Annotated in this window: 12 protein-coding genes; 2 read left to right on the plus strand and 10 right to left on the minus strand. The window is 43.1% G+C overall.

The window, feature by feature from the left end; all coding sequences use genetic code 11:
• Positions 1 to 333 precede the first annotated feature (333 nt).
• Positions 334 to 966: a TVP38/TMEM64 family protein gene (locus GD002_RS08920; RefSeq protein WP_153732011.1), complete on the minus strand. Its 633-nt coding sequence runs from the start codon at positions 964 to 966 to the stop codon at positions 334 to 336.
• Between the two features lie 135 nt (positions 967 to 1,101).
• Here GD002_RS08920 and GD002_RS08925 point away from each other — a divergent pair, with 135 nt between their 5' ends.
• Together GD002_RS08925 and GD002_RS08930 are read left to right on the plus strand one after the other, a co-directional pair.
• The gene (locus GD002_RS08925) at positions 1,102 to 1,827 is read left to right on the plus strand and encodes an AzlC family ABC transporter permease (RefSeq protein ID WP_153732012.1); all 726 of its coding nucleotides are present in this window, start codon (positions 1,102 to 1,104) and stop codon (positions 1,825 to 1,827) included.
• On the plus strand, positions 1,827 to 2,132 hold the full coding sequence (locus GD002_RS08930; protein ID WP_153732013.1) for an AzlD domain-containing protein: 306 nt from the start codon (positions 1,827 to 1,829) through the stop codon (positions 2,130 to 2,132). The genes GD002_RS08925 and GD002_RS08930 overlap by 1 nt, the downstream gene beginning before the upstream one ends.
• A 113-nt stretch (positions 2,133 to 2,245) precedes the next feature.
• Here the strand turns inward: GD002_RS08930 and GD002_RS08935 are convergent, their stop codons facing one another.
• From GD002_RS08935 to cccB, 9 genes are all read right to left on the minus strand, one after another.
• Positions 2,246 to 2,497 carry a CsbA family protein gene (locus tag GD002_RS08935; protein WP_153732014.1) on the minus strand — a complete coding sequence of 84 codons (252 nt, stop codon included), beginning with the start codon at positions 2,495 to 2,497 and terminating at the stop codon, positions 2,246 to 2,248.
• A gap of 14 nt (positions 2,498 to 2,511) precedes the next feature.
• Complete coding sequence (locus tag GD002_RS08940; RefSeq protein ID WP_153732015.1) at positions 2,512 to 3,681, minus strand: PDZ domain-containing protein; 1,170 nt, start codon at positions 3,679 to 3,681, stop codon at positions 2,512 to 2,514.
• Positions 3,682 to 3,869: 188 nt separating this feature from the next.
• Positions 3,870 to 5,303, minus strand: a complete 1,434-nt coding sequence (locus GD002_RS08945; RefSeq protein ID WP_153732016.1) for a S41 family peptidase — start codon at positions 5,301 to 5,303, stop codon at positions 3,870 to 3,872.
• A gap of 913 nt (positions 5,304 to 6,216) precedes the next feature.
• Positions 6,217 to 6,807, minus strand: a complete 591-nt coding sequence (locus GD002_RS08950; RefSeq protein ID WP_153732017.1) for a peroxiredoxin family protein — start codon at positions 6,805 to 6,807, stop codon at positions 6,217 to 6,219.
• Positions 6,804 to 7,460, minus strand: coding sequence for a hypothetical protein (locus GD002_RS08955; RefSeq protein ID WP_153732018.1), 657 nt, complete (start codon positions 7,458 to 7,460; stop codon positions 6,804 to 6,806). Before GD002_RS08955 ends, GD002_RS08950 begins: the two co-directional genes overlap by 4 nt.
• Positions 7,461 to 7,537: 77 nt before the next feature.
• Positions 7,538 to 8,839 carry a murein hydrolase activator EnvC family protein gene (locus GD002_RS08960; protein ID WP_228548339.1) on the minus strand — a complete coding sequence of 434 codons (1,302 nt, stop codon included), beginning with the start codon at positions 8,837 to 8,839 and terminating at the stop codon, positions 7,538 to 7,540.
• Between the two features lie 32 nt (positions 8,840 to 8,871).
• Positions 8,872 to 9,756: a permease-like cell division protein FtsX gene (gene ftsX / locus GD002_RS08965; protein WP_153732019.1), complete on the minus strand. Its 885-nt coding sequence runs from the start codon at positions 9,754 to 9,756 to the stop codon at positions 8,872 to 8,874.
• Positions 9,746 to 10,432, minus strand: a complete 687-nt coding sequence (gene ftsE, locus GD002_RS08970) for a cell division ATP-binding protein FtsE (protein WP_153732020.1) — start codon at positions 10,430 to 10,432, stop codon at positions 9,746 to 9,748. Before ftsE ends, ftsX begins: the two co-directional genes overlap by 11 nt.
• A gap of 197 nt (positions 10,433 to 10,629) precedes the next feature.
• A complete protein-coding gene (cccB, locus tag GD002_RS08975; protein WP_153732021.1) occupies positions 10,630 to 10,971 on the minus strand; it encodes a cytochrome c551 in 342 nt (113 codons plus the stop codon).
• Positions 10,972 to 11,342 lie beyond the last annotated feature (371 nt).

Raw genomic sequence — 11,342 nt, forward strand, 5'->3', positions numbered from 1 at the left:
AGGCAATCCCCCAGCGCCGCAGCGGCAACAGGACCACTCACCCCACACTCAAAGAAGAAGATCACGTAAACTAATCCGTAACAATATGGAATGGCTACGCCCAAAGTTACCTATCACCAGCATAGGCGCAACTGTGGGGTCGGCCGAAGCCAAGAGACAACTAGCGCCCTTGGCTAGTTGGCTTTTGGCGAAAGGCAATCCCCCAGCGCCGCAGCGGCAACAGGACCACTCATCCCACACACTTCTCTATAAAGCCAACAACCCCATAAAAAATCCTGTCCATCACTTTCTTCCATTGTACCGAAAGAAAAGAGAGACAGGAACTGTTTACATTTATTCTTTTTTATTCGAAGGATCCAAACTAGAAAAACTTTTAAAATCCTCTTCCACTCTCTTGGTCAACCTACGCTCAAACCACTTACCCACCAACCACAACAAGAAAATCAGAAAAAACATAACCAACGTGCGGATGGGCTGTGTAAGCAACGCACGTAAATCATAACCAATATACGCAATCATCAAAATCATGACCAGTTTCCCAAGCATCAACGCGAACAAATAATTTTTCTTATTCATATTGGATAAACCCGCCACTAAATTCACCAGCGCAGAAGGTGTAAAAGGAAAACAAATCAAAATAAACAATGGACCAAAACCATTCCGCTCAACCCATTTAATCAACTTTTGCACCTTAACCGGCTTCGTCAAAAATGAGAAGAATCGATTGCCCCCATATTTCCGAATCAGCAAGAATACCGCATATGAACCCGCCACCGTCCCTACCCAAGAAAGTAGAAAGCCATACCAAAAACCAAATGCACTCGCATTTGCAATGACGAACACCACTAACGGCAAAAATGGCAAAAATGCCTCTATAAAAGGCGGAAGTAATCCCATCAAAGGACCCAACGCTTCATATTGGGCAGCTAATTCTTCAACTTTTTCAATAGACAGCCATTCATTCATCGCAAACACCCTTACCGTTTCAAATTAGTGACTCTTTATAGCATATAGCGCGCAATCTTCCGAAAACTCTCTAGCCAAATCATTTACTTATAGTATAATAGCAATCAGATTCTGAAAGAAAGATGGGCTGCTTAGATGAACACAACTTTTTCTCAAGGCATAAAAGCCGGCACCAGCATCGCAATCGGCTACTTCCCTGTAGCTTTAACATTCGGACTGCTAGCCAAAACAACCGGACTCTCCATCACCCAAGCTACCGCCATGAGCCTACTTGTTTACGCAGGCGCTTCCCAATACATGGCACTCAGCCTACTCGCTACCGGTGTTGCCCCTTGGCTCATCGTTATGAACACATTCATTGTGAACATTCGGCACTTTCTCATGACCGCTTCACTAAGTGAAAAAGTCATGCCTGCACCTAAATGGATGAAAGCCATCTATGCATTCGGGGTGACGGATGAAACGTTTTCTGTTCTCGCAACACAAAAGGAAGGCAAAGTGACAACAGCTTTCGCATTTGGCGTTGCCTTAATTGCTTATAGTAGCTGGGTCGTCTTTACAGCGGTAGGACATGTAATTGGTGCGAATTTACCTCAATTCTTACAGGAGGCAATGTCTGTTGCGTTATACGCCATGTTTATCGGTCTTCTCGTACCATCCATGAAAGGAAATCGAAAAGTCGTCTGGCTAGCCGTCATGGGAGCTGCCATTCATTGCGCGTTATATTATTCAAATCTTTTATCAACAGGATGGTCCATTCTTGTCGCTACGCTCGGATCAGCCATTTTTGTAGAATTTATCTATGTAAAAAATAAAAAAACGATCGATCACTGGACTGTACAAAAGGAGGCGAAAAACTGATGGGTGCTTCCTATTGGTGGATGTTGCTTGGGATGGCAGTTGTTACCTACTTGCCGCGAATGATTCCTTTGACGTTTTTGGACGGAAAAGAGTTGCCGCCGGTTGTTAGCGGAGTGCTTCGTAATATTCCATACGCAGTACTCGGAGCGTTAATCTTCCCTGCCATTCTTCATATTCAAGATGGCCATATACTGTTCGGAATCATCGGTGCCGTTACAGCTTTTGTACTATCATTTATTGGGTTAGATGTCATGTTTGTCGTCATTGGCACAATTGCCGTCTTGGCGATCTATAGCTTGTTTTAACAGCCTTCTTATACAATTGATTCCCATAACCAACGCGACTAAAACAGTAAATGAGTTTTTTTGAAACAAAAAAGCGGTCTTCAAAAAGCTTTATGCTTTGAAAACCGCTTTTTTCATTCATCCATCTGTTCTTTCTGCGCGTTGCGTACCATGCGTGCCGCAAACCAAAAACCAACCGTCAAAGAGATCGCATCTGCCACATACAGCATCCAATTATGGGTGTACCCTGCATAAACAGAAGCTGCAATCAATGCTACTGTCAGAATCAGGCCTACGATATGATGAAAGGTCACTCTCGTGAAAAACACTACCAGCAAACCGGGTAACAAGATAGCAAGCAGAAGCTTCGTTTCAAAATCATGCATGTGACTCTCTCCTTTTACCGCACAACTAGCAATCCTAAACGGAAATGATCATGGCGGTACAACACTTGCTGTTTCAGCCGCACTTCTCCATCGCGTCCAATTACTTGTAACCGGCAATGGGCAGCATTCATTTGAATTGCGTTATATAATTCATTTTCATTGTGAATCGTTACGCCATTCACCGACTTGATCAGATCGCCTGGAATAATCCCCATTTTTTCTGCAGGCGAGTCCTCTAAAACCGTTACAACGAAAACGCCTTCTGACTGAGGTACTAAGAGCAACGGCTTCTTACGCTCTGATATAGATAGTAGGACTGAGAGGAACAACCGACACAAAACACCTGCAATCAAAGCGGCCCAACCAAGGATTGGCATCCAGAACGCAGCCACACCAACAGTTGCTACTGATAATCCGAGCCAGGCAACTGCTGTACCAATTCTAGGAAAGAGCACATCCGGGAATGTTGCCCGTGCCATTTGTGAGAAGCCAATGATCAAAGGGATAGGAATAAATGAAAACTTCTCAGCCCCTAATGTGAATTGCGGCCAATACGGTGCATATTGCGCCACCATATGACCTGGTACCAAGAGAACGACCGGCACAATCCACAACAGCTTAGATTGATAGACTGCTGCACGCAATCCACGGTTCGTCGGGATTAAAAGCGGCGATGCATATCGACTCGCATAGTGCCGTATTAGCAAACCTTCCGTGATCAAAAACAAACCCGCAATGATGGGAACTGTCACGGCTAAGGTACCAAAAAAATCTACATCTTCTTGTACAAACCAGTCTTTAAAAGAAAAATCTCCTGCCCATCGATCGATCGCATACAAGCTAAAAAAAGCGATGGCCGCATAATAAATCGGTGATGCAAGCTTATAGGAAAACGATAGAATTACTAGCAACATGACTAGTGAAAAAATAATGATCCAATTATAATCGACGATCAACCCCACACCTGCAATGACAAGTGAAAGCGCCAATCCATGCAGCCAAGACGAGGAGATCGCATGCTTCATTTCAGTCAAGCCAGCCAATACGCGGATCGTAAAATCCCTCCGCTCTCGCTTTACTCTTACATAACCAAGGAGTACAGCCGCTAGTACAGCAAACAGCCACACTGGATTCAGTAGAAAATACAATATTGATTCCATAATAGTAGATAGTCCGTTAGACATTATCTATCACCTTCCCACCTGTCCAAACAACTCTTTTCCCTATTGTACAAAAAAAGAAGGAAAATAGCGAATGAGTACTTGAAGAAAGTAACTATATGTAAGAAGCTAGATCCACATTGATTTTCATTCCAGGCAGATGATTCTCACGTTCATCTAAAAGAACGCACCTCCTACGAGATGCGTTTTCTTTATTCTGCTAATGCATTGACCAAATAATCCACAGCCATCCGCAACTGCTTATCATTCTTCTCTTCACCGCGATACTCTTCCACAGCACTTTTCAGAGCCGTAAAAAACTCTCGGTCCATCGCATAACTTTCCGCTATTTGATGATCTGCTCGGAATGCATGCACAGCATCCGCAGTGTCTTTATCAAAATACCCATCAGTGCGTCCCGTTTTATAATCAAAAGCTTTTAGCATTCTTTGCGCATACGCAATCTGATCGTTAAAATGTCCTTCTTTAAACGTCTCTGTCACCATTTGTAAATGTTCAGTAAACAGCACACTTTGTTTCACTTCAATATCTACAGTGACACCTTTTCCATGAATCCACTTTTCTTTCGGCGTCAACCACTTATTGGTGGATAACTTTAATTCGCCGCCATTAGACAACTCCATCGTTTCCTGGACAGTCCCTTTACCAAAGCTCGTCGTCCCAATGATAGATCCTCGTTTGAGATCCTTGAGAGCTGCACTCAACACCTCACTTGCAGAAGCACTTCCTACATCCTGTACAAGTACGATCGGAATCTGCTTCAAATGATCGTTGTATTGTATATCCTTGGATTTCTCTGTAACGAGCGGCGTCAAATTTCCTTTCGCATCCTGCATGACGACAAAGACTTGATCTTCATTCAATAAACTTCCTGCAATTTCAGAAACAGCCATCAAATAACCTCCTGGATTGCCACGCACGTCGATAATAATGGCTTGTGCTCCTTGCTTGATGACTTCTGAAGTAGCCGTTTGCCATTCTTTCGCAGTCTCTTCACCGAACATGGTAAGTGCTATGTATCCCAATTTAGCACCACGTTCTTCCAGTAGTTTATGAGAAACGGACTTCACGGGAATATGATCTCGAACAATCGTATATTCCATATGCTTATCTGCATCTGGTCTAAAAATCGTCAACTTCACGTCCGTTCCCTTCTTACCTCGAATACGATTGACCACTTCTTGCAACGTCTCGTTACCTAACCTCTCCCCGTCCACTCGAACAATCTCATCATACGGTTGCAAACCCGCCTTTTCTGCTGGACCTCCTTTGATTGGAGACACAATGATATACTTACCGTTCGATCGTGTTACCTCAGCTCCAATTCCCACGCGCGAACCAGCCAGTGACTCCCGATGCGATGCTGCTTCCTGCTCCGTTAAATACGTCGAATACGGATCCCCAATCGTGTCAGCCATCCCCCGCAACGCCCCTTCCACGAGCATGTCCTTTTTGATCGGATACACAGCTTTTTCTTGGATGGCTTCATAGGCTTCATCAATTACGGGTAAATTACTGATAGACTGCGTTTGCCCCGCTTCTTGTTTTCCGCAGCCATTCAATCCAAACAGCACACCGCCGATCAGCATACTAATCCCCACTAAAAAAAGCCTGCTCCTACGCATTCATAACCTCCTCCTCCCTCCACTATATGAAGAGAAACCAAAAGTTACGACACAGGAACAAACTCTATTTTAAAGTTTTTAAAGACCCTTCATTCGTACCAGCGCAAAGCAATCCTCTAGCACCGAAGCAGTCCAGAACCACTCACACACTTCTTTTAATAGAAGCAATCCATAAACAGAATGGTAATTGGACCATCCCACTCACCTGCGTAGGCGCAACTGTGGGTTAGCCGTAGCCTAGAGACAACGAACGCCCTTTGCTAGTTGTCACCTGACAAAAGGCAATCCCCAAGCGCTATAGCGGTACTAGGACCGCCCCCCATACACTAAGAGGAAGATCACTTAAACTCTAGATCAGTAACAAAATAGGATGGCTATACCCACAGATACTAAACACCAGCGTAGGCGCAACTGCGGGGTCGGCCGAAGCCAAGAAGACAACGAGCGCCCTTTGCTTGTTGGCTCCTGGCGTAAGGCAATCCCCCAGCGCTGCAGCGGTAATAGGACCATTCACCACACACTTTTCTTTATGGAAGCAATCTACGAACAGGAGCTGTAATTCGACTAATCCCACAATCTAGCGAAGGCGCAACTGCGGGGTCGGCCGAAGCCAAGAGAAAACGAGCACCCTTTGCTTGTTGGCTCCTGGCGTAAGGCAATCCCCCAGCGCCGCAGCGGTACCAGGACCACTCACCACACACTTTCCTTTATGGAAGCAATCTACGAACAGGAGCTGTAATTCGACTGATCCCACAATCTAGCGAAGGCGCAACTGCGGGGTCGGCCGAAGCCAAGAGACAACGAGCGCCCTTTGCTAGTTGGCTCTTGGTGAAAGGCAATCCCCCAGCGCCGCAGCGGTAATAGGACCATTCATCAAAGAACTACAAGCAGTAGCCAATAACTGTCTAGTTACTCAATCCATGAAATCCACTAACTCATTCAACGTCTTTTCATCCAACGGCCCCACCACTTTTTGCGCAATCCTGCCTTGTGTATCAATCATGTAGGTAGTCGGCATGGAGAACACACCATATTTTTTCGTCACTTCTGCTGTCTCATCCAGTGGAATCGGAAAACTCAATTGATAAGACTTCACAAAATTCTCCACTTCGCTAATGCCTAATTTCTCAGAATCCGTCACATTCACTGCAATCAGCTCCACTTGATCCTCATCCGTCAATTTCGAATAAAACTTTTGCATATGTGGCATCTCTGCTTTACAAGGTGGACACCATGTAGCCCAGAAATTTAAAATGACTTTCTTACCTTTCAGCTCTGAAAGAATAACAGTATCTCCTGACAGCGTCTCCAAAGTGAAATCTGGAGCAAGTGAATACTGTTCGAGTCCTTCTTTCTCTTCTAATTGTTCAGCCTCTTGTAGATTCACGGAGGTGACAGGTGATTCAATCGGCTCCGGCTTTTCCACCGTATTCTTCACCATCAAAAAGAGTAGCGTGCCGATCACTAATGCGCTGATTACATACCCAATCATTTTTTTACTCATATTACTTCTTCCTCTCTACTTACCGAATCTACTGCAAGACGCTGCACCCTCCATATCAGCAATCCACCACTAATCGTTGTGATAAGAGGGATATTCCAGAAAGCACCTGGCTGAAAAGCCGATACCATGAAATGAACCGCCAGCCAAATAGCTGATAGTTCACTAACCGTATTAGATGTTTTACGATAACTCCAGAACGTCAATATCCATAAACCTAGGAAAGCAGCAATCGTTCCCCATTTGACCTGCAGGCTACCTTCATTCAAAAAAGTCATCATGACTTGATATACCGTCTGCCAACTAATAAGCGCCAATAGCAACATCCATCGCTCTCTGTGTGTCCATTTCTCCTTAATGCCTTGCCGTATGGTTAGCACTCCCACAATGAGTAACGCAAGAAGCCAGCCAAACGTTCCTCCATGAAAGTACAGAATGGACAACGGATAATGGCGGACAGTTGAAAAGTCCGTTAAGATCACCGAGAACTTCCAAATTATCACCATATTGAAAAAGATATTTCCGATCCGCTCACCTAGAATTTTACCAAAGTATATGCGAATGAAAAGATAGGTCATGACGAAACCTACAATTAACGCAATCCAGGAAGATGGCACCGTAATCGCCCCGACAGGATAGTACTGAGTAACAGGCATCGCCAAGTCCCCCTTTCCATATTTCAACATATGAAAAACCTGCCATGTAAATAGGCAGGTTTTCAATTTATCCTATATTAAAACGAAATATAATGCAAAGGGTTGACCGCGCTTGGACCAGATCCTGAGAAGTTTCCAACATGAATTTCAAAATGTAGATGTGGTCCTGTGGAGAAGCCTGTAGAACCGACAGCTCCAATTAATTGACCTTTCCCAACATGCTGGCCAGAACTTGTACTAATCGAAGACAGATGACCATACACAGTCGTTAAGATTTCTCCACTAACGGAGTGTGTGATCATAATTACATTACCGAATCCACTCATTTGACCTGCATAAGATACCACGCCATCTCCAGCTGCCACGACCGGAGTTCCCATTGGCGCACTTAAGTCTATACCACGGTGCTGTTTTTTCGCATGAGTGATCGGGTGGACACGCCAACCGAATCCTGAACTATATCTTCCGTTCGCAGGTTTTGTCCAAAATCCACTTGAAACGGAAGGCAAATTACCAGATGGCGCAGATGAACTACTATTACTCTGCTGTTTAGCAGCTTCTGCCCGGCGTTGCGCTTCTGCCTTTCGAGCTACTTCTGCTAGGCGCTTCTGTTCTGCTACGATTTGGCTTTCCAGCTCATCGCTAATTTCTATCGCATCATTATATTCTTCTTCAAGACTAGATTTCTCTTTAGATAGCTTTTCTTGCTCCGCTTCAAGTTTCTTAACTAGCCCATTCTTTTCTTTCTTTTGTTCTTGTAATTTATCTTTCATCGCTTGAATTTTGCGTTTGCGCTCTTCCTGCTCTGCTAACTTTTGCTCTACAAGCGTTTTTTCTTCTTCAAGTTTTGCCATATCTTCTTCTTGCTGGCGGATAATCTTCCGGTCCGCGTCCATTAAAGTAGACACAGCCGAAAATCGGTCAATGAAATCTGAGAAACTATTCGCACCTAGAAGTACATCCAAGTAGCTAACCTGTCCACCTTTTACTTGCATGACTCGAACGCGTTCACGTAATACTTCATCACGTTCCGCAATACGAATTTCAAGTTCTTTGATCGATTCTTTCAGTTCTTTAATCTCTTTCTTCGTCCGATCCATTTCAGACAGAAGATGATTCAAGTTACTGTTCGTCTCTTCAATTTTGGCGTTAAGCTTCTTAATTTGCCCCATGAGTTCATCTGCTTTAGATTGTTTCACTTGAATTTGACTTTCTTTCTGTTGAATTGTGGAATTTAAACTGTTCTTTTTATTTTCAACCGCGTTTCTTTCATTTTGAAGATCTTTCAGTGTACTTGCAGAAACTCCTGCGCTGCCAACCATTGTAGTCAACAGACAAACTGCAAGAATACTTGAAATGATTCGGTGTCGCTTTATCAAATCCCAGTTCCCCCTTCCATACTTTCACTCTCTTACACTTTCAAAAACTTTCTAACAGACATAAAACTACCCCAAACGCCAATGAAAACAGCGATGAATAGCAGTAAACCATTCAACTGCAATAAAAATGGCATCGGCTCTAATAAATGAAATAATTCATTTTGTAATCTAGATTCCCATAAGTTATACAGCTGTGAATAAGAGACGGTCACCAAGATCATAGGTAGAATCGCACCAAAAATCCCTAACCATACTCCTTCAAGCATGAACGGAATCCGTACAAAGCTATTGGTAGCACCTACAAGTTTCATAATCTCGATTTCTGTTCGTCTCGCAACAATTGTTAGGCGAATCGTGTTCGATATAAGGAACATAGCAGTGAATAATAAGGCCAGAATCAAAGCAAGCCCTACATTACGTCCTATCTTCAGCACATTGAACAGCTTTTCAACTTTACCTTCTCCATATTCAACATCGTATGTATACTCATATGTACCAATTTTTTTGGCAACAGCTGCCGTTTCTTTCGGATCCGCAGCTTTGACATAAAGTGCATCACCGAGTGGGTTGCTTTGCTTGTACAATGACAGTTCTTCACCAAACGATTGAATCATCTTTTCAAGCTCTTGATCACGTGAAGAATATTGAACCTCTTCTACTCCCGGTGTCTCCTTCACTTTCTTGACAAGCTCTTGGACAGCCACCTGATCAGCTGCTGGATCTGCAACCACTTTAATTTCCACATCATTTTCAATATTATCCGCCAGCTGATTTAAATTCATCATAATAACGAAAAACACACCAATGAGTAGTAATGTAACCGTCACCGCACTTACAGATGCAAAGGTCATCCAATTATTCCGGCTAAGACTCTTGAAGCTTTCCCGCAAATGACGTTTCAACGTTCTAAATTTCATAGCGGTACTCTCCTTCATACTCATCTCTCGTAATTAAACCGCCTTCCACCTGAATGACCCGGTGTCGCTGCGTATCAACAATTTCTTTATTATGAGTAGCCATCACAATGGTCGTGCCGTGAGAATTAATTCGTTCAAAAATACTCATGATTTCCCACGAAGTATCCGGGTCCAGATTTCCTGTCGGTTCATCCGCAATTACAAGCTTTGGTGAGTTGACGATGGAACGCGCAATCGACACACGCTGTTGCTCTCCGCCTGATAATTCATTTGGAAACATTCTTGCTTTCTGCGTAAGACCGACTAACTCTAAAACCTCTGTTACTTTTTGCCGGATCACACTTGGTGTTTCTTCAATCACTTCTAGCGCATAGGCTACATTTTCATAGACATTCAGTTTAGGGAGTAATTTGAAATCTTGAAAGACCACGCCAATCTGCCTTCTCAAGAACGGAACATCTTTACTGCGCATTTTCGTTAAATCTGTTCCATTGAAATAAATCGTTCCACTTGTTGGTACTTCTTCACGATACATCATTTTAATAAAAGTGGATTTTCCTGCACCACTTGGCCCAACGACGTAAACAAATTCGCCTTTTGAAATCTCCACATGGATTCCGTTAGAAGCTACAACGCCATTCGGGTACTTTTTGTAAACATTTTTCATTACAATCATACATTTTAACCACCTGAATTTTGTTTTTCACTCATATTCGCCACACTAATTATAGCATGATTCGACATACCAAGTATTACAGTTATGTATCAATTGGTCAAAGTAAGTGAATTCACGTCAAAGTACAGCTGAAAACCCCACACAAACGAAAAAGACCACTCTTAAGGAAACCTTAAGAATGGTCAATTATTACAATATTATTTCTTCTCAGCAAGCCAAGCAGCTACTGCATCTGCTTCGTCGCCTTTAAGCATTGGAGGCATAGCGCCTTTACCATTGACAATTACATCATGAATTTCATCTTGTGAAAGACGAGAACCGACATCGTTCAATGCAGGTGCATTACCTTGTCCTTCCAAGTTCGAACCGTGACAATTTATACAACTTGTTTGTACAACTTTTTCTGCGTCTACACCAGATGTTTCAGCGCCATTATCTTTCCCAGTATCTGCTGGCTCAGATGCGTTGTTGTCGCCGCCACCACAAGCGCCAAGCACTAATGCTGCACCAAATAAGGTAGCTAGAAATTTGTTTTTCATGCAATACCCCTCCGTTTTACTTCATATTTTTCGATCAAATTTAGTATACCAAAAAATTACCGTTTCATGCCGAGTTAGAATTGACAAGTTTTCAAATTGTCTACAGCGACATAACTTGAGGCTAGTCCATAAAAACTTCGCATGACACAGCAGGTACTGAATACACTTTATAGTATTCACGTAAAGGGACGTTTCTAAACCTTTAATTTTAATGAGTGAGTGGAATTTTTGTCGCGTTAGGGGATTTTCGATCTTGGCTTTTATGAAAAAAGAAAAAGTGCATTTCTGCACTTTTTCTCAGACTGTAGACAAACTCCGGAAATTTGGAGTTTTCCTACAGTCTATTTTCTTTTACAATAGAGTAAACGCCA

The organism is Sporosarcina obsidiansis (assembly GCF_009651005.1).
GTDB classification, from domain to species: Bacteria; Bacillota; Bacilli; order Bacillales_A; family Planococcaceae; genus Sporosarcina; species Sporosarcina obsidiansis.